General features: G+C 71.8%; 18 protein-coding genes. 8 read left to right on the forward strand and 10 right to left on the reverse strand.

Annotation, left to right across the window (positions count from 1 at the left end; translation table 11 throughout):
• Positions 1-22 precede the first annotated feature (22 nt).
• The 3 genes from H566_RS0111100 to H566_RS24480 form a co-directional block, all read right to left on the reverse strand.
• Positions 23-1,492 (reverse strand): DUF1501 domain-containing protein, encoded by a 1,470-nt coding sequence (locus tag H566_RS0111100; protein WP_028311495.1) that lies wholly within the window; start codon positions 1,490-1,492, stop codon positions 23-25.
• Positions 1,493-1,524: 32 nt separating this feature from the next.
• Positions 1,525-3,846 (reverse strand): DUF1553 domain-containing protein, encoded by a 2,322-nt coding sequence (locus H566_RS0111105; RefSeq protein WP_028311496.1) that lies wholly within the window; start codon positions 3,844-3,846, stop codon positions 1,525-1,527.
• A 453-nt stretch (positions 3,847-4,299) separates the two neighbouring features.
• On the reverse strand, positions 4,300-5,544 hold the full coding sequence (locus H566_RS24480) for a sigma-54 interaction domain-containing protein (protein ID WP_051378648.1): 1,245 nt from the start codon (positions 5,542-5,544) through the stop codon (positions 4,300-4,302).
• A gap of 261 nt (positions 5,545-5,805) precedes the next feature.
• On the opposite strand from H566_RS24480, the gene H566_RS0111115 reads away from it, so the two are divergent.
• The 7 genes from H566_RS0111115 (at position 5,806) to H566_RS0111145 (ending at position 13,660) form a co-directional block, all read left to right on the forward strand.
• Positions 5,806-6,282 (forward strand): rhodanese-like domain-containing protein, encoded by a 477-nt coding sequence (locus tag H566_RS0111115; RefSeq protein WP_028311497.1) that lies wholly within the window; start codon positions 5,806-5,808, stop codon positions 6,280-6,282.
• 3 nt (positions 6,283-6,285) lie between these two features.
• A complete protein-coding gene (gene epsC / locus H566_RS0111120; protein WP_084545000.1) occupies positions 6,286-7,290 on the forward strand; it encodes a serine O-acetyltransferase EpsC in 1,005 nt (334 codons plus the stop codon).
• Positions 7,271-7,579, forward strand: a complete 309-nt coding sequence (locus tag H566_RS0111125; RefSeq protein WP_084545001.1) for a helix-turn-helix domain-containing protein — start codon at positions 7,271-7,273, stop codon at positions 7,577-7,579. The genes epsC and H566_RS0111125 overlap by 20 nt, the downstream gene beginning before the upstream one ends.
• Before the next feature lie 217 nt (positions 7,580-7,796).
• Complete coding sequence (locus tag H566_RS0111130) at positions 7,797-8,726, forward strand: family 2A encapsulin nanocompartment shell protein (RefSeq protein WP_028311500.1); 930 nt, start codon at positions 7,797-7,799, stop codon at positions 8,724-8,726.
• 8 nt (positions 8,727-8,734) lie between these two features.
• Positions 8,735-10,870, forward strand: a complete 2,136-nt coding sequence (locus H566_RS0111135; RefSeq protein ID WP_034411462.1) for a family 2A encapsulin nanocompartment cargo protein cysteine desulfurase — start codon at positions 8,735-8,737, stop codon at positions 10,868-10,870.
• A gap of 267 nt (positions 10,871-11,137) precedes the next feature.
• On the forward strand, positions 11,138-12,979 hold the full coding sequence (locus tag H566_RS0111140; RefSeq protein WP_028311502.1) for a calcium-binding protein: 1,842 nt from the start codon (positions 11,138-11,140) through the stop codon (positions 12,977-12,979).
• 90 nt (positions 12,980-13,069) lie between these two features.
• Entirely contained in the window at positions 13,070-13,660 is a 591-nt protein-coding gene (locus tag H566_RS0111145; RefSeq protein ID WP_028311503.1) for a hypothetical protein, read from the forward strand.
• Between the two features lie 72 nt (positions 13,661-13,732).
• Here the strand turns inward: H566_RS0111145 and H566_RS30370 are convergent, their stop codons facing one another.
• The 5 genes from H566_RS30370 to H566_RS0111170 all read right to left on the reverse strand — a co-directional run bounded on the left by H566_RS30370 (position 13,733) and on the right by H566_RS0111170 (position 18,498).
• Entirely contained in the window at positions 13,733-13,864 is a 132-nt protein-coding gene (locus H566_RS30370; protein ID WP_281173125.1) for a hypothetical protein, read from the reverse strand.
• Between the two features lie 14 nt (positions 13,865-13,878).
• A complete protein-coding gene (locus H566_RS0111155; RefSeq protein ID WP_084545002.1) occupies positions 13,879-15,048 on the reverse strand; it encodes a porin in 1,170 nt (389 codons plus the stop codon).
• 90 nt (positions 15,049-15,138) lie between these two features.
• Complete coding sequence (locus H566_RS0111160) at positions 15,139-16,380, reverse strand: MFS transporter (protein ID WP_028311505.1); 1,242 nt, start codon at positions 16,378-16,380, stop codon at positions 15,139-15,141.
• An 82-nt stretch (positions 16,381-16,462) separates the two neighbouring features.
• Positions 16,463-17,656, reverse strand: coding sequence for an acetyl-CoA C-acyltransferase (locus H566_RS0111165; protein WP_028311506.1), 1,194 nt, complete (start codon positions 17,654-17,656; stop codon positions 16,463-16,465).
• Positions 17,656-18,498: an amidohydrolase family protein gene (locus H566_RS0111170; RefSeq protein ID WP_028311507.1), complete on the reverse strand. Its 843-nt coding sequence runs from the start codon at positions 18,496-18,498 to the stop codon at positions 17,656-17,658. The genes H566_RS0111165 and H566_RS0111170 overlap by 1 nt, the downstream gene beginning before the upstream one ends.
• Before the next feature lie 115 nt (positions 18,499-18,613).
• Between H566_RS0111170 and H566_RS27455 the strand changes: the two genes are divergently transcribed.
• Positions 18,614-19,258, forward strand: coding sequence for a TetR/AcrR family transcriptional regulator (locus tag H566_RS27455; protein WP_169732523.1), 645 nt, complete (start codon positions 18,614-18,616; stop codon positions 19,256-19,258).
• Between the two features lie 73 nt (positions 19,259-19,331).
• Here H566_RS27455 and H566_RS0111180 read toward each other — a convergent pair whose 3' ends face one another.
• Both H566_RS0111180 and H566_RS0111185 read right to left on the reverse strand, forming a co-directional pair.
• Positions 19,332-20,228, reverse strand: a complete 897-nt coding sequence (locus tag H566_RS0111180; RefSeq protein ID WP_084545003.1) for an enoyl-CoA hydratase-related protein — start codon at positions 20,226-20,228, stop codon at positions 19,332-19,334.
• On the reverse strand, positions 20,225-20,989 hold the full coding sequence (locus H566_RS0111185) for an enoyl-CoA hydratase-related protein (RefSeq protein ID WP_028311509.1): 765 nt from the start codon (positions 20,987-20,989) through the stop codon (positions 20,225-20,227). Before H566_RS0111185 ends, H566_RS0111180 begins: the two co-directional genes overlap by 4 nt.

Raw genomic sequence — 20,989 nt, forward strand, 5'->3', positions numbered from 1 at the left:
TCCTTCTTCTTGTCGTTGCCGGTCAGGTCAGGATGTCCTTGACGACCTTGCCGTACACGACGGTCGGGCGTTCCGAGCGGCCGTTGTTGAGGAAGGTGGTCTTGAGGTGGTCGAGGCCGAGGATCTGCAGCACGGTGGCGTGCAGGTCATAGGTATCGACGCCCTTGTCCTTGTCGGCCGTCTGCAGGCCGATCTCGTCGGTCTCGCCGTAGGTGAAGCCGGCCTTGACGCCCGCGCCCGCGAGCCATTGCGTGTAGCCCCAGGGGTTGTGGTCGCGGCCGTTGCCGCTCTGGCCGTAGGAGGTGCGGCCGAACTCCGAGGTCCACACCACGAGCGTGCTGTCGAGCAGGCCGCGCTGCTTCAGGTCGGCGAGCAGGCCGCCGATCGGCTTGTCGATCATGCGGGCCATCGTGCCGTGGTTCTTTTCGAGGTCGTTGTGCGCGTCCCAGCTCGTGACCTCGGTCTCGCCCTCGGGCGCGCCCGACACCACCTGGATGAAGCGCACGCCGCGCTCGACCAGCCGACGGGCGCGCAGCAGCGTCGTGCCGTAGCTGGCCGACACCGGATCGTCGAGGCCGTAGAGCTTCTTGGTGGCGTCGCTTTCCTTGCCCAGATCGACCGCCTCGGGCGCCGAGGTCTGCATGCGCTCGGCCAGCTCATAGGAACGCAGGCGGGCGCGCAGCTCGCTGTCGCTCGGGTACTGGGCGGCACCGGTCTGGTTAAGCTTCTTGAGCAGGTCGAGCGAGGCGCGCTGCTGGCCTTCGGAGCGGACTTCGGGGCGCTCCAGATAGAAGATCGGCTGGGCGCCCGGGCGGAAGGCCGTGCCCTGATAGACGGCGGGCAGGAAGCCCGACGACCAGTTGACCGAGCCGGCGGTCGGCTCGCTCTTGCCGTTGTAGAGCACGACGTAGGGCGGCAGATCCGGATTGGCCGAGCCGAGCGCGTACACGACCCAGGCGCCGAGCGACGGACGGCCCGGATTCAGGTCGCCGGTGTTGAGCTTGAGGATCGAGATGTCGTGCGTCGCGCCGACCGTCACGCTCGACTTGATGAAGCAGAGCTTGTCGGCGTGCTGGGCGATGCTCGGCACGAGATCGGAGAACCAGGCGCCGCTCTCGCCGTACTGCTTCCACTGGCGGTTGGATGCGAACAGCTTGCCGACGCCGCCCTGCGTCGAGGTCTTGATGCCCTTGAGGAAGCTCGCGGGCACCTCGGTGCCGGCGTACTTCACGAGGTCGGGCTTGTAGTCGTACAGGTCGAGCGTGGACGGCGCGCCGTTCATGTGCAGCCAGATGACCGACTTGGCCTTGGCCGGGAAGTGCGGCTGCTTCGGGGCGAGCGGGTTCACGTCGCCGGCGAGGTCGGCGGCCCAGGCGGCGCCGAAGCTACCCATGCCGGGCACGACGCCCGTGGTGAGCGCGGCGCCGCCGAGCCCGAGGCCCGACTTGACCAGGAAGCCGCGACGCGACAGATGCGGATGATGGTGGGACATGGTGGATTCCTCTTGATCGTTGGAGGTCGGGCTCAGAAGCGGTAGGCGAAGTCGTTGGAGTTGGCGACGGTGTGGACCAGATCGACGAGGGCGGCGGCCTTGATCGGGTTCTGGACCTGACCGTCCTTGAGGCCGGTCGGGACGGCGATCTCGTACTTGCCGTTGGTGGCGGCCTTGGCCTGGATGGTCTTTTCCTCGTTGTTGAGGAAGTCCTTGAGCGCGGCCAGCTCGGTCTTGTTCGGCTCACGCGAGAACAGGATCTGGTACAGGCGCGTGAGCTGGGCGTCCTGCTTCGGACCAGCCTCGCGGATGACGCGGCCTGCAAGCGCTTGCGACCAGTTGAAGACGATGTCGCTGTTGAACAGCGTCAGCGCCTGCAGCGGCGTGGTCGTCACGTCGCGCTTGTGGTGCGGCTGCGAGGGGTTGGCCGGGTCGAAGGTCTGGGTGAGCGGATAGGGGATCGACCGGCGCACGAAGGTGTAGATGCTGCGGCGGCGGAAGTCGGCCTCGTTGTCCGACACCGTCCACTGGTTGCCGGCGTTGAGGTTGCTCGGCACCGGCGGGAACACGGCCGGGCCGCCCACCGTGTCGTTGAGCGTGCCCGAGGCGTAGAGCAGGGCGTCGCGGATTTCCTCGGCTTCGAGGCGCTTGCGCGGATACACGGCGAGCAGCTTGTTCTCGGGGTCGGCCTTGACCACCTCCGGACGCTCGGCCGACGACTGCCGGTACACCGACGACAGCAGGATCTGGCGCGTGGCCTTCTTGACGCTCCAGCCGTTCTTCACGAAGTCGGCGGCGAGGTAGTCGAGCAGTTCCGGGTGCGTGGGCTTGGCGCCGGCGCGGCCGAAGTCGGCCACCGTGCTGACGATGCCGTTGTTGAAGTACTGGGCCCAGAGGCGGTTGACGAACACGCGCGGCGTGAGCGGATTGCTGTTGCTGGCGAGCCAGTTGGCCAGCGCGCTGCGGCGGCCCGACGACTTCTCGGTCGGCGTGATTGCAACCTTGTCGCCGCCCCACAGCGCCGGGATCGTCGGCTGCACTTCCTCGACCGGTCGCTCATGGATGCCGCCGAAGCGCAGGAAGGTCGGCGGCGAGACGTTGCCGAGTTCGGTCGCGGTGGTGATGAAGCGCGAGCCGCCGAGCTTGGGCCGCTGGTTGTCGAACTTCTTCAGCTCGGCCGCGAGCTTCTCGTACTCGGCCCACTTGGGGATGTTGTCGGCGTTGTACTCGGGGCTGTCCTTGTCGGTGGCCGAGAGCTTCAGGTACTGGGCGATGTCCTGTTCGGTCGCGACGGCGACCTTGCGCCAGTTGACCCAGCGGTCGAGCGGCGTCCATTCCTTCTCGTCCTTGAAGATCGACTCGCGGCTGTCGGTCAGGTAGCGCTCGTTGTGGTACTTGCGGCCCTTCTCGCGCACGGTGTCGAGGATGGCGCGCTGCTTGTCGCGGATGTCCTTGGTCGCGGCCTGGTAGGCGTCCTGCTGCTTCTGCCATTCGATGTCGTAGCTGGCCTTGTCCTTGAGCGGCTCGCGCTCGTTGAACGCGGTGTTGGCGAAGAAGGCCTGGAGCTGGAAGTACTCCTTCTGGCTCACCTTGTCCGACTTGTGGTTGTGGCAGCGCGCGCAGCCGATGGTCGCGGCGAGGAAGGTCTCGCCCACCAGATCGGTCATGTCGGTCTCGATCTGGTACTTGCGCTGCACCAGGTCGCGCGAGTTGTGGTTGTCGGGATAGTTGGCGAGGAAGCCGGTCGCGATCTTCGCTTCCTGGCTGTCGGGGTAGAGCTCGTCGCCCGCGACCTGCTCGCGGACGAACTGGTCGAAGGGCTTGTCGCTGTTGAAGGCCTGGATGACGTAGTCGCGGTAGCGGAAGTTGTTGGCGCGGGTCGTGTCGTTCTGGAAGCCCGAGCTGTCGGCATAGCGCGCGAGGTCGAGCCAGCGGCGGGCCTGGCGCTCGCCGAAATGCGGCGAGGCGAGCAGGCGATCGACCAGCTTCTCGTAGGCGTCGGGCGACTTGTCGCCGACGAAGGCCGCGACTTCTTCCGGCGTGGGCAGCAGGCCCCAGGCGTCGAGCGTGGCGCGGCGGATGTAGGCGGCGCGGTCGGCGTCGGGCGAGGGCTTGATGCCGGCGTTTTCGAGCTTGGCGAGGATGAAGTTGTCGATCGGCGTGCGCGCCCAGGCCTTCTGGTTCACCGCCGGGATCGCGGGTGCGACCACGGGCTGATAGGGCGACCAGGCCTTGGCGGGCGTGGCGGCGGCCGGCGTGGCAGGCGCGGCGGGCGTGGCCGTCTTGTCCGTCGCTGCGCTGGCGGCGAGGGACGACAGCCCGATCAGCAGGGACAACATCAATTTCTTGTTCATCTTTGCACTCCGAAGCGGGAAGCAGGCTGGACCGGCGAGCGGTGGTGCGGCCCTTATTGCAAGCCGCGAACCAGCCCTGGCGCCGTTGCGGAAACTTTCGCAAGTCACTGACGCGGAAGGGAAAATTCCCGCCGGTACCAAAGCCCGTCAGACCGGCTGCTTGTTCCCGCGCAGCCTCGGCTGCTGCTTTCATCGCAGCGTGGCGGCGGGGGTTTGCGTAGGACTCAGCAGGGACGGCGCAGGGGGTCGTGATGGCGCGGCAATCCCGATGACGCCTGCCGCGCGGGCGCGTGCGAGCCGGCCGGGCGGCGTGACCGCCTGCCGCGCGCCAGCCAAAAAAAATCGCGACCGCTCCGGCGCATGAAGCGCCGACGCAGGTCGCGAACGAGGGGACAGCCCTGAGAGGAAACGGAAATCAGCGCATGCGGACTCGCGGCGCGGGACGCGGACGGCTCAGCGCACGAGCGCCGCGCCGCCGTCGAGCAGGAGTTCGTCCTCGGCGTCGAGCGCGGGCTCGGCGCCTTCGCCGGACTCGGCCGAGCCGTCGCCGATGAGGCCGTAGCGCTTGAGCAGCGTGCGCAGCGTATTGCGCGTAATGCCCAGTACCCGCGCCGCCTGCACCTGGTTCTCGCCCACGTGCGCGAAGGCCGCGCGCACCAGCGCCTCCTCCACGCCCTTGAAGATCTGCGGCCCGCCTTCCTGCAACAGCGCATCGAGCGAGCCGAGCAGCCGCCGCCAGGCCGGACTCTCGACCGGATCGTTGGCCGACGGCTCGCCGGAGGGCAGGCGCCCGAGCGGCGCCGCATGCGCCGGCACCGTGGCTGCCGGCACCGGTGCGGGCGCGGGCGGCAGACCCGTGCCGCCCGGCGCCACGCCGGCCACGAGCTTCAGGTCGCCGGCGCGGATCACCTCGTGCCGGCAGACGATGAGCGCGAAGTGGATGACGTTCTCCAGTTCGCGGATGTTGCCGGGCCAGGAATAGGCCAGCAGCGCGTGCTCGGCCTCCTGCGACAGCACCACGTCATGCGCGCCGAGCCTCATGCCGTAGTTGCTGATGAAGTGGCGCGCGAGCGGCAGGATGTCGCCCGGCCGGTCGCGCAGCGGCGGCAGGTTCACCGAGGCGACGCTCAGGCGGTAGTACAGGTCGGCGCGGAAGTGCTGGGCCTCGACCGCGCGGATCAGGTCGATGTTGGTCGCGGCCACGAGCCGCACGTCGAGCGGGATCGAGCGACGCGAGCCGAGCCGCACTACCTGACGCTCCTGCAGCACGCGCAGCAGCTTCACCTGGAGCGGCATCGGCAGGTCGCCGATCTCGTCGAGGAAGAGCGTGCCGCCGTTGGCCGATTCGAACCAGCCGGCGCGCGCCTGCGAGGCGCCGGTGAAGGCGCCGCTCTCGTGGCCGAACAGTTCGGCGTCGATCAGCGATTCGCTGAAGGCGCCGCAGTTCACCGCCAGGAACGGCCCCTTGCGGCCGCTGCGGTTGTGGATGTGGCGCGCGATGAGTTCCTTGCCGGTGCCGGTCTCGCCGATGACGAGCACGGTGGCGTCGCTGCGGGCGATGCGCTCGACATGCTCCAGCAGATCGGCCGAACGCGGATCGTGGAAGAGCAGGGCCTTGGCGCGGATCGACAGCACGCCCCCCGGCGAGTCGGGCAGCGTGAGGACCTGGGAGGCGAGGGTGTGTGCGGAATCGGGCATGGTTGACGCTCGGTCTGTGTTCTTTTGCCGGCCCACCTTAGGAGTGGGCTGCTGCCTAACAAACTCACGATTTCGTCTTTGCATATCACCTGTAACCGAGTGTCAGCGGAACCGACAGGCAGGCGAAAGCTTGCAAGCGCTTTCACAACTCGCGGGCATATCGAACGTCGCACAGCTTCGTTAACCGCATGAGCGGACCTCCCTAGTCTGGATCGGCCGGCTATCGCCACCAGCCCAACCCGACCAGAACAGGAGTCCGCCATGTCCGCCGTCCTCGCAGAATCCGCCGCGAGCGCCAGCCATCCCGTCCTCGACAGCGCCCGCGAGACCGCGCGCGCCGCCGGCCTGCCCTACGCCGGCAGCGTTCCACCGGCCGAGGCCTGGGCGCTCGCCCAGGCCGGCGCGGCGGTGCTGGTGGACGTGCGTTCGGCCGAGGAGCGCAAGTTCGTCGGCCAGGTGCCGGGCAGCGTGCATGTGGCCTGGGCCACCGGCACCAGTCTCACCCGCAATCCGCGCTTTGCGCGCGAACTCGAAGCCAAGGTGCCGAAGAACGCGGTGCTGCTGCTGCTGTGCCGCAGCGGCAAGCGCTCGGCGCTCGCGGCCGAGGCCGCGACCAAGGCCGGGTTTGCAAGCGCTTTCAACGTGCTCGAAGGCTTCGAGGGCGAGATCAACGAGGCGCAGCAGCGCGGCACGGCCGACGGCTGGCGTTTCCGCGGTCTGCCCTGGATCCAGGACTGAGCCATGAGCCTCGTCTTCATCGAGGCGGCGCCGGGTATCGCACCCGGTGCCGAGGAGCTGGCCGGCAGCGAGCAGGTGTTCGGGGGCGATGCGCTGCCGCCGCTGACCGACATCGTCGCGGCGCTGCGCGAGGTGCGCGAGCGCTGGCGCGACGCGACCCAGCGCCCGCGCGAGGTCGTGAGCCGCGAGCTGCCGTCGCGGGAGGTGCTGGCCGGCGTCGTCGCCGAGCTGCGCGGCGCGCTGTTCCCGATGCGGCTCGGCCCGCCCGACCTGCGCCAGGAGAACGAGGACTGGTACGTGGGCCAGACCATCGACGCCGCGCTCAACCGCCTGCTCGGCCAGGTGCGGCTCGAACTCGGCTATCACGCGCGCCACGAGCATCTGCATGACGCCGGCACCGAGGCGCGCGCGCTGGCGCTGGTGCGCGGCTTCGGCGCGGCGCTGCCGGGCATCCGCGCGCTGCTCGACAGCGATGTGTTCGCCGCCTACCACGGCGATCCGGCCGCGCGCAGCGTGGACGAGGTGCTCGTCTGCTACCCGGGCGTGCAGGCGGTGATCTCGCATCGCATCGCGCATCAGCTCCATCGTTTGGGCGCGCCGCTGGTGGCGCGCATCGTGGCCGAGATCGCCCACGGCGAGACCGGCATCGACATCCATCCGGGCGCGCGCATCGGCCCGGGCTTCTTCATCGATCACGGCACCGGCGTGGTCATCGGCGAGACCGCCGAGATCGGCGCCAACGTGCGGCTCTATCAGGCCGTCACGCTCGGCGCGCGCCGCTTCGAGGTCGATGACGAAGGGCATCTCGCCAAGGGCGGCGCGCGCCATCCGCGCATCGAGGACGACGTCGTCATCTATGCCGGCGCGACGCTGCTCGGGCGCATCACGGTCGGGCGCGGCTCGACCATCGGCGGCAATGTCTGGCTCACGCACAGCGTGGCGCCGGGCAGCCGCATCCATCAGGCAAACCTTCGCAACGAGTCGGGACATGAACGCACTGACCAATGACGTGCTCGCGGGCGAACGCCCCGCTTCCGCCACCGGCCTCGCGCCGGTCCTGCCGCCCATCACCGTGGGCGAGCGCTTCGGCTTCGTGGTGCGCCGGCTGCGCGAGGCGCGCGGCTGGTCGCAGGAGGCGCTCGCAAGCCGGGCCGAGCTGAACCGTTCCTACATGGGCGAGATCGAGCGCGCGGCGGTAATGCCCTCGCTTGCCACCGCGTCGAAGCTCGCGGGCGCGCTCGGCCTGCCGCTGTCGGAGCTGATCGCGCGCTGCGAGGAAAGGCGCACGGCGGTCTGAGCGCCGGCGCTCGACGCGGCCTCGTCGCGCCCGCATTCCGGGCGGCGCGCTCGCGCCGCTCGCCACCACGATGTCCGGCACCCGACGGCGCCGTCGGCGGTGTCGCGTCCGATGCCACCGCCCATAGCCGGTTGATCGCACCGGAGCGCGGCGCCGACACTCGCCGACAGCCATCGCGGCAATAAGCAAATTCAGATTTCATCTAAGGAAGAACGACGTGTCGGACACGCAACCCACCCAGCTCGCCCTCGGCGACAACGCTGCGCGCCAGCTTGCCAACGCCACCAAGACCGCACCGACCCTCTCGACGATCACGCCGCGCTGGCTGACGCACCTGCTGCAATGGGTGCCGGTCGAGGCCGGCATCTATCGCCTCAACAAGGTCAAGAACCCGGAGGACGTTCAGGTCGCCTGCACCAAGCGCGACGAGAGCGAACTGCCCACCACCTTCGTCGATTACGACGAAGCGCCGCGCGAGTACTTCCTGAACGCGGTGAGCACGGTGCTCGACGTGCACACGCGCGTCGCCGACCTGTACAGCTCGCCGCACGACCAGATCAAGGAGCAGCTGCGCCTCACGATCGAGACGATCAAGGAGAAGCAGGAGCGCGAGCTGATCAACAACCCGGACTACGGCCTGCTTGCAAGCGTGCATCCGGACCAGATCATCTATCCGCTCACCGGCGCGCCCACGCCCGACGACCTCGACGAGCTGCTGACCAAGGTATGGAAGGAGCCGGCCTTCTTCCTCACGCATCCGCTGGCGATCGCCGCCTTCGGCCGCGAATGCACGCGCCGTGGCGTGCCGCCGCCGACCGTGAGCATGTTCGGCTCGCAGTTCCTGACGTGGCGCGGCATTCCGCTGATCCCGTCGGACAAGGTGCCGGTGGCCGACGGCAAGACCAAGATCCTGCTGCTGCGCGTGGGCGAGAAGCGCCAGGGCGTGGTGGGGCTGTACCAGCCGGGACTCGCGGGCGAGCAGAGCCCGGGCCTGTCGGTGCGCTTCATGGGCATCAACCGCAATGCGATCGCGTCCTACCTGATCTCGCTGTACTGCTCGCTCGCGGTGCAGACCGATGACGCGCTCGCCGTGCTCGACGATGTCGAGATCGGCAAGTTCCACGACTATCCCGATACCTACAAGTGAGTGGCGCGATGTCCTCGCCCGAAACCCTCGGCGGCATCGCGTCGCCCGGGCTGCCGGACCCGCTGACGATCGCAAGGCTCGCGGCCGAGGTGTTCTCGGCCGCGCTGCCCTCGGTGCCGTCGGCGGGCGGTGTGCCCGTGCCTGCCAATGCGCATCCGGCCGGGTTCACGCTGCCGCCGGGCAGCAGTGGCCCGTCCACGCCCTCGGCAGTGCCCTTCGGCGCGCTGCCGCCGGGCGTCAACGTGATCCCGACCTCGCCGCAGAGCGCCGCCAATCTGGGCGCCTCGGCACCCGCGCGGCTGCCGCATGCCCAGGCGCCCAACGGCGTGCCCGACAATATGCTGGCCGCCGCGCCGGCCTATGACGGCCGTGTCGGCAGCCAGGTGCTCGGCGTGCCGCAGGCGCCGGCCGCGAACGCGCCGGGCGGCATCGGCCTGCCGGGCGCGGCCGGCGCGAGCCTGCCGGGCGCGGCCGGCGCGAGCCTGCCGGGCGCGGGCGGCGCGAGCCTGCCGGGCGCGCCGGTGCTGGCGCCGTCGTCGGCACCCGGCCCGCAATCGCTGCCGGTGGCGCCCGCCGTGCCCGATGTGCCGGCCTCGCCGCGCGTCTCGGCGGCTGCCCAGCCCTACTACTTCCTCGATGAATCGCGCGGCGCGCCGTCGTCGCGCGACGTGACGGCGCCGGGCGCGGACGCCCTCGTCGCGCGCAGCTTCGGCCTGCCCGGTGAAGATGAATTGCGGGCACTGCTTTCCGGGCACGGCCGCGCGCCGACCACGCCCGCGCGCGGCGTGCCGGCGCCGTCGGCCGGCAGCGCCGCCGGCCACGGAGGACTGCCGTCCGCCACGCCCGGCTTCTACTTCCTCGACGCGACGCCCGCGGGCCAGCGCCATGCGGCCAGCGTGCCCCAGGTGCCGGCCGGCGCGCGCCCGCCCTTCGACGTGAACGCGATCCGGCGCGACTTCCCGATCCTCCAGGAGCGCGTGAACGGCCGCCAGCTCGTGTGGTTCGACAACGCCGCCACGACGCAGAAGCCGCAGGCCGTCATCGACCGGCTCGCCCACTTCTACGCGCACGAGAACTCCAACATCCACCGCGCCGCGCATGAACTCGCGGCGCGCGCGACCGATGCCTACGAGGACGCGCGCGAGACCGTGCGCCGCTTCATCGGCGCCGGCTCGGTGGAGGAGATCATCTTCGTGCGTGGCACGACCGAGGCGATCAACCTGATCGCCAAGAGCTGGGGCGCGAAGAACATCGGCGCCGGCGACGAGATCATCGTGTCGAACCTGGAGCACCACGCGAACATCGTCCCGTGGCAGCAGCTCTGCCAGGCGACGGGCGCCAAGCTGCGCGTGATCCCGGTCGACGACGACGGCCAGGTGCTGCTCGATGAGTACGCCAAGCTGCTCAACGACCGCACGAAGCTGGTGTCGGTGACGCAGGTGTCGAACGCGCTCGGCACGGTCGTGCCGGTGCACAAGATCGTCGAGATGGCGCATCGCGCGGGCGCGAAGGCGCTGGTGGACGGCGCGCAGTCGGTGTCGCACATGCGCGTGGACGTGCGCGCGCTGGATGCCGACTTCTTCGTGTTCTCGGGCCACAAGATCTTCGGGCCGACCGGCATCGGCGCCGTGTACGGCAAGCGCGACATCCTGGAAGACATGCCGCCCTGGCAGGGCGGCGGCAACATGATCCAGGACGTGACCTTCGAGAAGACGGTCTATCACGGCCCGCCGGCGCGCTTCGAGGCCGGCACCGGCAACATCGCCGACGCCGTGGGGCTGGGCGCGGCGCTGGAGTACGTCGAGCGCATCGGCATCGAGAACATCGGCGCTTACGAGCATGCGCTGCTCGACTACGCGACCGCGCAGATGGCGCCGATCAAGGGCGTGCGCCTCGTCGGCACCGCGAAGGAAAAGGCCAGCGTGCTGAGCTTCGTGCTCGCCGGCTACACGACCGAGGAAGTGGGCAAGGCGCTCAACGCCGAGGGCATCGCGGTGCGCACCGGCCACCATTGCGCCCAGCCGATCCTGCGCCGCTTCGGTCTCGAAACCACGGTGCGGCCGTCGCTGGCCTTCTACAACACCTGCGAGGAGGTCGATCGCATGGTGGCGGTGGTGCAAAGGCTTGCAGGCTCGCGGCGCTGACCGCCGGGGCTGCTTCGCCGATGACGGCCGCGACTTCCGCCAGGAAGCGCGGCCGTCGTGCGCTGGAGGCGGCGCGCACCGGTAGCGCCCCTCGGCGACAAGCGTGGCGCGGCCTCGGACGAGAAGCGCCCGTTCGCCCAGGATCCCCCCGCTTTTCACCGCTTGCCCTCCGACCCGCCTCCCTAGCATGCGGACGCAAGCGGCCCCGGTCGCGCGTGCCCTCGCGCGCGACGGCCAGCGGTGCCGCGCCATCAGGAAGAGGCGTCCATGCCCGCAGACCATCCCGCCGCCAAGCCGGCCACGTCCCCCCGTCAGGCCTGGGCCGACGAAACCCTCGTGCCCGCCGACTTCCAGACCGGCCTGTACGGCGCCGGCGGCAACGACCGGCTCATCGGCCGCGACGGCCGCGGCTGCCAGCTCGATGGCGGTGCCGGCGACGACACGCTCATCGGCGCCGACGCGAGCTGGCAGGCGCTGCGCGACGGCATCGGCCATGACCACCTCATCGCCGGGCCATGCGCCACCGTCATCTCCCTGATCGTGCCCTGCGACGGCTCGGCCACCGTCGAGGGCGGCGCGGCGGATGACCGGCTGCAACTCGACGTGCGCGCCGGTGCCCGCTACGCCGCCAGCGTCGCCATGGGCGACGGCGCCGACGCCCTCGACATCGATCTCGCCGCCGGCGCCCGACTCGACGCCGCTCTCGACGGCGGCGCCGGCGATGACCGCTTCTCGCTCGCGGTCGCCGGCACGGGCAGCCTGCGCCTGACCGGCGGCGCGGGCGGCGACCGCTACGCCTGGGTTCCCGGGCACTGGACGGGCGACGCCGCGATCGCGCTGCCCGTCGAGATCACCGACTTCGCCGCCGACGACCGCCTCTCGCTCGACCTGCCGCTGCAACTCGCCGAGAACGCCGGCTGGCGCGGCGGCAACCCCTTCGACGCCGTCACCGGCGTGTTCAGCCTGCACGCCGACGGCGATGCGACCCGGCTCGACTTCGACGCCGACGGCCGCGCCGGCCCCGGCGACTGGCAGACGCTCGCCGTCTTCGAAGGCCGCGCGCCGGCCGACTTCAGCGCCGCGAACTTCGACGGGTTCGACCCGACCGGCGCGCCCGTCGCGGGGCGGCATGTGCGCGTCTCCGATGCCGGTGGCGTCGATCTCGGCGGCATCGCCGTCTTCGGCGTCCAGGCGGTCGGCGGCGCGGGGGACGACAGCATCCTCTGCGACCGGGCGCGGGACATTGACGCCGGCGCCGGCAACGACCGCGTGCTGGTCAGTCTCGGCGCGGGCGATCGCGCCGGGGTCGGCGGTGGCGCCGGCGACGACAGCCTGATCGGCGGCGCCAGCGATGACCGCCTCGACGGCGGCAGCGGCGACGACCGGCTGCTCGGGCGCGCCGGCGCCGACGCGCTTGCCGGCGGCAGCGGCAACGACCGGCTCGACGGTGGCGCCGGCAACGACAGCCTCGACGACGGCGGCGGCAGCGACACCCTGATCGGCGGCGAAGGCGACGACGTCTTCAGCGTCGCCACCGGCGGCGGCGAGCGCGACGTGCTGCGCGCCGGCGCTGGCGACGACCACATCGGATTCAGCGCCGCCGGCGGGCGTCTCGTCATGAGCGGCGGCGACGGCAGCGACACCTGGACGCCCTCGGGCGCCGCCCTCGGCCAGCCGGCCGTCATCACGGACTTCGCGGCCGGCGCGGGCGGCGACCGGCTCGATCTGATGCCGCTGCTCGACGCCGCCGCGCCCGGCTACGCGGGCGGCAATCCCTTCGGCGGCTGGCTGCGCCTCGTCGCGCGCGGCGACGACACGCTGCTGCAACTCGACGTTGACGGCGCCGCCGGCCCCGCGCGCTGGGCCACCCAACTCGTGCTGCGCGGCGTCGCGCCGGGCGCGCTCACCGCCGACAACTTCGGCGCCGGCCTGCGCCCCGACGGCGGCCCGATTGCCGGAGGCGACGGCAGCGTCGCCGGCTCGCCCGAGCTGCGCGGCGGTGCCGGCGACGACCGCCTCGACGGCGATGCCGACCATCCCTGGCTCTTCGGCGGCGCCGGCGACGACCTGCTCGTGCTGGACCTCGCGCCCGGCGCCGACGGCAGCTAGGCCGAGCCGCTCGGCCATCCGCTGCTCGACGGCGGCAGCGGCGACGACACGCTGGTCTCGGCGTACTCCCGCGCCGGGTCGGAACACGGGATGTACGCCGTGCTGCACGGCGGCCGGGGCGACGATCTGCTGGTCTCCGAAGGCGACGGCGCCGAGCTGATCGCCGGCACGGCCGGCGGCAACGACCGCCTTGTCGGCCACTGGGGCGACGACTTCCGGCTCTCGCTCGACGCGGGCGGGCAGGACCGGGTGAGCGCGCGGGGCGGCGTCGGTCACGACAGCTTCCACGTCTTCATCGCCGCCGGCGGCGGCGGACGCATCGACATCGACGGCGGCGGCGGGGCCGACGTCTGCGCCTTCGATTTCCTCGGCGCGGCCGGCGCGCCGACCGGCACGGTGAGGCTGACCGGCTTGGGCGCCGACGACCGCATCGACCTGAGCGGACTACTCGACACGGCCGCCGCCGCGGGCGGCTACCAGTCAGGCGAACCCTTCGCGGGCGGCTGGTTCGCGCTGGTGGCGCGCGGCGCCGACACCGTGCTGCGCTTCGACGCCGACGGCGCGGCCGGTGACGCCCACGGCTGGATCGACATCGCGACGCTCGTCGGACTCGCGCCCGCGCAGATCGGTGCCGGCATGTTCATCACCGATCACGGCGCCGACGGCCTGTTCGCCATCTGAACCGGGGCGGCCCGTCCGGGCCTTCGACCACCGGATGTCCGGCGCGAAGCGCTGCGCCGCCGAGCCCACGCGTCAGTCGCCGGTCTCGTGGAAGGTGGCCGTCTCCAGCGTTGGCACCGTCTCGCCCACCTGGCGCCGCGGCCGCCAGCCCCGGCGCACGATGCCGACGCCCGGCGTGCCGCGCGAACGGTGCTTGCCGAGCACCTCGGCGCGCAGGCTCAGAACGCGTGGCGCAGCCCGATCATCGTGCCGAGCTGGTTCTGGCCGGCGAGCGGCGTCGTGCCCGGGCCGCCGCCGCTCACGCTGTATTGGGCGCGCGCGCTGTTGTCGAGAAAGCCGGCCTGCGCATAGCCCGCCGTGCGCTTCGAGAACGCGTGCGTCGCGCGCAGCGCGAGCAGGGTCGCGTCGCGGTTCTGGGCCGTGTTGCCGATGCGGTAGAGCGCGCCGTCGATGACGAGCGAAGGCGCGACCGGCAGCGCCGCGCCGAGGTGCCACAGGTTGGAGCGGACGTCGCCGGCCACGGCGTCCACATGGCGGCCGAGCCAGCCGCCGCCCACCTTGACCGCACCCAGCTTCGCCCAGGCGCTGACGGAGACGCGGCGGTCCTTGTCGCCCGCATTGCCGAGTCCGATCGGGGCCGCGCCGTTGAAGAAGCTCGCGGTCGCGCCGCTGCCGCCGCGCAATTCGTCGATGGCGGCGGCGATACCCCAGTCGGCCGTCTTCCAGCCCGCGAGCGCGCTCCATTCGCGGCAGGCGACGGCCGCCGAGGCCGACTCGCCGGCGCAGCTGCCCGAGGCCGGCGTGCTGCCGACGCTGTCGCGGCCGGTGGACCAGGTCGCGCCGAGTTGCAGGCCGCCGAAGCCGCCGCGCCAGGCGATCGCGTTGTCGGCGCGGGCGTTGGGGACGCCTGCATCGAGCGACCCCATCGCATGGATGCTGGGGCCAAGGATGTCGGCATCGAGCAGGCCCCAGTACAGCATCGTGTACTGGCGCCCGAGGCTCAGCGTGCCCCAGTCGCCTTGGAGGCCGACGAAGGCCTGTCGGCCCCAGAGCCGACCGCCCTGGGCCGCCGTGCCCTGGTCGGGCGCAAAGCCGCCCTCGATCGTGAACACGGCCTTCAGGCCATCGCCCAGGTCCTCGCTGCCGCGCACGCCGAGGCGTGACGGCAGCTGGCCGGTGATGGTCGGCACGCGCCACAGCGTGCGGTCGCCGCTGGCGTGGGTGACACCCTCGACGCCGCTGTCGATGAGGCCGTAGAGCGTGACATTGGCGGCCGTCTGGGCCTGGGCGGCGGCGCCCGCGAAGGCGGCGGCGAGCGCGGTTGCAAGGGCTTGCAGGCGGGCGGGGCGCAGGGCGGCCCGCCACGCCGCGCGCGGGGCGTGGGGCATGGGTGTCTCCGGTTGTCGTGGTCGTTGGGGGTCGGGCGGCGCGCGCCGCGGTCGATGCCGCGGCCGCGCCGGTCCGGCCGGCGGCGGCCGTCAGTGCGCGAGCGTGGGTTGCGCGACGGGCTGCGCGGGCGCGGCGGCCTGCTCGGGATAGCGGTAGCCGCCCAGCCGCAGGATCAGCGCCGTCGCGATGGCCAGCGCCGCGCAGGCACCGGCCAGCCCCGGCACATAGCTGCCCTGGAGGTCGAAGCTCCAGCCCATGAGCGCCGGCCCGAGGCCCGAGCCGAGCATGAACACGGCGAACAGCCAGCCGTAGATCTCGCCGAAGGCACGCATGCCGAGGTAGCGCGAGAGCAGGAAGGCGATCAGATCGACCTCGGCGCCGAGCCCGAGACCGATGAACACGACGCACAGCGTCACGAGCTGGGGCGTGGGGCCGGACAGCAGCATCAGGATGCCCACCGCCGGCAGCACGAAGAAGGCCGCCGCCACCACCGGCGCATGCACGCGGTCGAGCAGCCAGCCCGCGATCAGCCGGCCGACGGTCAGCGCCAGCCCCGCGAAGGCGAGCGCGCCCACGCCGACGGCCGGCGGCAGGCCGCGATCGACCAGCATCGGCACCAGATGGGCGATCGTCCCGTTGGCCGCGCAGGCCACGGCGAAGAAGGCCAGCGCGAGCTTCCAGAACACCGGCTGACGCAAGGCCTCGCGCGCGGTCTCGCCGGGCAGGTCGGGGCGCTGGCCGTTGGCGCCGCGCGCGGTCGGCGCTTCCTCGACGAGGAAGCCGACCGCGAGCGTGCCGATCACCGCCACCAGCACCGCGAGGCCGGCATAGGCGAGGCGCCAGCCGCCCTCGGCGATGAGCCGCTGCGCCACGTTCGGCATCAGTGCCGCGCCGAGGCCCACGCCCGCCATCGCGATGCCGAGCGCGAGGCCGCGCCTGCGGTCGAACCAGGTGCTGATCGCCTTGGCATAGGGCAGCGGCGTCTGGCCGGCGGCGGCCACGCCCATCAGCGCGTACAGCGCGTAGAACAGCACCAGCGACGGCGGCAGCAGCGCCATCGCGCCGAGCGCCGCCGCGAACAGCCAGATCGCCGGCAGGCTCACGCGGCGGATGCCGTGGCGATCGATGAGCCGGCCCGCGAGCGGCACAAGCAGGCCGGTCGCCGTCAGCCCGATGACCAGGCCGGTCGAGGTCGCGCCCCGGCTCCAGCCGAAGTCCTTCGAGATCGCCACGAGAAAGATGCCGAACGTGAACTGCATGATCGGCCCGTTGCCCACGAGCAGCCCGAGCAGGGCGCCGAGGACGACCCACCACTTCTTGTGTTGCTTCATTTGCGTCTCCTCCGATGAGGTTGGGTGCGTGGCCTGGCCACTGCGTTTTTCTGGGGGATGAAGCGGGTTGTCCAGCGGGAGTTCACCCCCGGCCGGGCGCGATCTCGAACAGCCCGGCGGCGCCCATGCCGCCGCCGATGCACATGGTCACGACCGCGAGGCGCGCGCCGCGCCGCCGGCCTTCGAGCAGGGCATGACCGACCATGCGCGCGCCCGACATGCCGTAGGGATGGCCGATCGAGATCGCGCCACCGCTGACGTTGAGCCGCTCGGGGTCGATGCCGAGCCGGTCGCGGCAGTAGAGCGTCTGCACCGCGAAGGCCTCGTTCAGCTCCCACAGGTCGATGTCGTCGACCGCGAGGCCGGCGCGTTCGAGCAGCCTCGGCACCGCGAACACCGGGCCGATGCCCATCTCGTCCGGCTCGCAGCCCGCCACGGCCATGCCGCGGAACACGCCGAGCACCGGCAGCCCGTGGCGCTCGGCGTAGCCGCGCTCGGCCACGACGCAGGCCGAGGCGCCGTCCGAGAGCTGGCTCGAATTGCCGGCGGTGACGCTGCCGCGCTCGCCCACCACCGGCCGCAGCGCGGCCAGCCGGTCGAGCGTGGTGTCGGGCCGGTTGCCCTCGTCATGCACGAGCGTGACCGTCTGGTACTCGGGCGCCGCGCCACCGTTGTCGATGCGCTTGCGCGTGGCGATCGGCACGATCTCGTCGTCGAAGCGGCCGGCCAGCTGGGCCGCCGCCGTGCGCTGCTGGCTCAGCAGCGCGTACTCGTCCTGGCGCTCGCGCGCGATGCCGTAGCGGCGCGCCACGGTCTCGGCGGTCTCCAGCATCGGCAGGTAGATCGACGGCACGCGCAGGCGCAGCGTCTCGTCCTGGGCGCGATGGGTGTTGGTGTGCGCGTTCTGCACCAGCGAGATCACCTCGACGCCGCCGGCCGCGAACAGATCGGCCTCGCCCGCGACGATGCGCTGGGCCGCGAGCGCGATCGCCGCCAGCCCCGACGAGCACATGCGGCTCACGGTCAGGCCGCTCACCGTCACGGGCAGGCCGGCGGCGAGCGCCGACTGGCGCGCGATGTTGGCGCCCGACGCGCCCTCGGGCCGGCCGCAGCCGAGGATGACCTCGGCGATCTCGCCGCCCTCGATGCCGGCGCGCGCGATCGCGTGCCGCAGCGCATGGCCCGCGAGCACGCTCGCATGCGTGTCGTTGTACGCGCCCTTGTAGGCCCGCCCGATCGGCGTGCGGGCGGTGGCGCAGATGACGGCCTCGCGCATCACAGGCCCAGCACGCGCTCGGCGTTGCCGTGGAAGAACTGGTCGAGGAAGGCGTCGGTGAAGCCGAGGCTCTTCCATTCGTCGAGCAGGCGGGCGTAGGGGATGCTCGGGTAGTCGCTGCCGAACATCATCTTGTCGCGGAGGCGGCCGCGCATGTCGCGCACGATCTGCTGCGGCAGGTACTTCGGCCCCCAGCCCGACATCTCCCAGAACACGTTGCCCTTGTGCAGCGCGACCACCGTGGTCTCGTCGATCCACGGATAGCCGGGATGGGCCATGACGATGGTGAGGTCGGGGAAGTCGGCGGCGAGCGCGTCGATCGACGACGGATGCGCGTGGCGCGTCTTCGCGCCCATGCCGCCCGGCATGCCGGCGCCCATGCCGGTCATGCCCACGTCGATCATCACCGGCACGCGCAGCCCGGCGATCTCCTCCCACATCGGGTAGTAGCGCGGATCGTCCACGCTGAAGTGCTGCATGATCGGATGGAAGTGGAAGCCGATCATGCCGAGGTCGTTGACGGCGTGGCGCAGCTCGTCGATCGCGGCCTGGCCCAGGCCCGGCTCGACCGCGCCCCAGGCGCCGATCATGCAGTCGCGGTGGCGGTCGCGCATGCCGGCCACGTAGTCGTTGGAGCAGGGCGGCGTGTTGATGGTGGTGCGCAGGTCGAGCGCCACCAGGCAGGCCTCGATGCCGTGCTCGCGGAACTCGGCCGCGACGGCCTCCTCGGTCTTCGCGCTCCAGTCGCGTTTCCAGTAGCTGGCGAGCGCCGCCACGTAGGGGCCCTGGCAGTCGATCCAGGGCTGGGTGTTGGGATAGCAGTGCAGGTCGATGATGCGCATGACGTTGTCCTCGGGTTGGGGACGGATCGGCTTGCGGGCCGGCTTCCGCGTGGATCAGAATGGATCGTGATCAGAATTGATTTGGCCGTGAGACGTCACGGCCGTGGAGACGACCTTGACCGACGAGACGACGAAGCCGGACGCCCCGCGCCCGGGGCTGCGCGAGCGCAAGAAGCTGGAGAAGGCCCAGCTCATCTGCGCGGCGGCGCGCAAGCTGTTCACCACGCTGGGCTACGAGGCGACGACGCTGCGCGAGGTGGCGCGCGAGGCCGACGTGGGCTTCGGCACGGTGTTCAACTACGCGACCGACAAGGCCGGGCTGCTGGCCATGGTCTATGTCGACGAGCTGCAACGGCTGCCCCGGCTGTTCAAGGCGCCGTCGGCGCGGCGCAGCCTCGTCAACGAGCTGGCCGACGCCTTCCTCACGCTCTACGACTTCTGGGCGCAGAACGCGGCGCTCGCGCGCATCGTGCTGCCGCAGATGGAGTTCTACGGCTCGAATCCGCACACCGACCGCATCCTCGCGCGACGCGAGCTGGTCAAGGCCGAACTGGCCGCCTGGCTCGACGACTGCCGCGCGCGCGGCCGCGTGGCCGAGGGCGTCGACACCGCCCAGGCCGCCGCGACGCTGTTCGCGATCTACACCTCGGCGCTGCGCGAATGGATCACGAGCGAGGCGCTCGACCGCGACGAGGGACGCAAGCGGCTGGCCTGGCTGCTCGCGCTGCCGCTCGCGGCGATCGAGAAGCCGAAGGGCTGAGCGCGCGGGCCTCCGTTCCGCCGCGTGGCAGCCGGCGGCGGCCCGCGTGATGCGCAATGCGGTCCGGCGCATCTCAGCTCCCGGTCCAGCGCGGCGAGCGCCGCTCGGCGAAGGCGCGCGGGCCTTCGATGCTGTCGGCACTGCGCTTGCGGCGCGCCTCCAGCGGATAGCTCGCGGCCATGGCCTCGGCCAGCGGCCGGCCGAGCCCGGCCATCGCGCACTGCTTGGTGGCCTGGAGCGACAGCGGCGCGCAGGCCAGCATGTCGGCCACCCAGCGCCCGACCGCCACGTCCAGATCGGCGGCCGGCACCACCTCGTTCACCAGCCCGTGCGCGAGCGCCTCGCGCGCCGCGAGCGGCCGGCCCGTGAGCAGCATGCCCATCGCGAGCTTGAGCGGCAGCTGGCGCGGCAGCCGGTGCATGCCGCCCGCCATCGCGACGAGGCCGCGCCTCGGCTCGGGCAGCGCGAAGCTGGCGTGCTCGGCCGCGACGATCACGTCGCAGGCCAGCGCCAGCTCGAAGCCGCCGCCGAGCGCCATGCCGTTCACGCGGGCGATGACGGGGCGGAAGAAGTCGTGCCGGTCGGTCAGGCGGCGCAGCCCGGCCCAGCGCGCGGCGAGGGCGGCGCGTTCGGCCTCGTCCATCAGCGGCTCGCGCGCGACTTCCTTCAGGTCGCGCCCGGCCGAAAAGGCGCGCTCGCCGGCGCCGGTCAGCACGACGATCCAGCAGTCGGGATCGGCCTCGATCGCGTCGAGCGCGCGGCTCAGCGCCAGATGGGCATGCGAGTCCATCGCGTTGAGCGCGTCGGGTCGGTCGATGGTGAGACGCGCGACATGGCCGTCGCGGTCGAGGCGCACGGGCGGGCGCGCGTCCGCCGCCGCCGGGGCCGGCGACAACGCCGGCGGCGGGACGCGCGCGTCGCCATCGACGATCGGGCGCGACGGGTCCTCGGCCAGCGTCGGCGCGCTCATGACGTCTTCCCCGACAGGCTCGCCTGCATCGCCGTGACCCGCGCCGCGAACGCCGGCTGTTGCAGCGACCACATCTGCTGCGCCGTCTCGTGCGCGAAGGCCTCGGCATGGCTGCCGCGCGCCGCGAGCCGCAACGAGGCCTTGGCGCGGCGCACGAGTCCGGGCGGCGCGGCGGCCAGCCCGGCCAGTTCGGCGTCGAGCAGGCCTGCAAGCGCTTGCGGCTCGACGCAATGCTGGACCAGTCCGATGCGCAGCGCTTCGGCGCCGTCCACCGGCTGGCCGCCGAGCAGCATGCGGTTGGCATTCGCCCAGCCCACCGCGCGCAACAGCATCCAGCCGTGGCCGCCGCCCGGATGCAGGCCGATGCGCTGGAAGCGCGTGTCGAAACGCGCGCCGGTGGTGGCGATGCGCTGGTCGCAGGCGAGCGCGAGGTTCATGCCCGCGCCCACCGCCGGACCCTGGACGACGGCGACGGTGGGCAGCGGCGCGTCGGCCACGACCATGAAGGCGCGATAGACCAGCTCGACCGCCTCCGTGCTGCCGGCGGCGGCGGCCTTCAGGTCGTCGAGATCGGCGCCGGCGCAGAAGGCGCGGCCGTTCGCGTCGATGACGATCGCGGTCGCGGCCGGGTCCTCGCAGGCGAGCGCGACCGCCTCGATCAGCGCCGTGCACAGCCCGACCGACAGCAGGTTGCGCCGCGCCGGATTGTCGAGCGTGATGCGATGGATGCCGCCCTCGCGGCGGTGCTGGACGAGGCTCAT

It is taken from the genome of Derxia gummosa DSM 723 (assembly GCF_000482785.1).
Classification (GTDB): domain Bacteria; phylum Pseudomonadota; class Gammaproteobacteria; order Burkholderiales; family Burkholderiaceae_E; genus Derxia; species Derxia gummosa.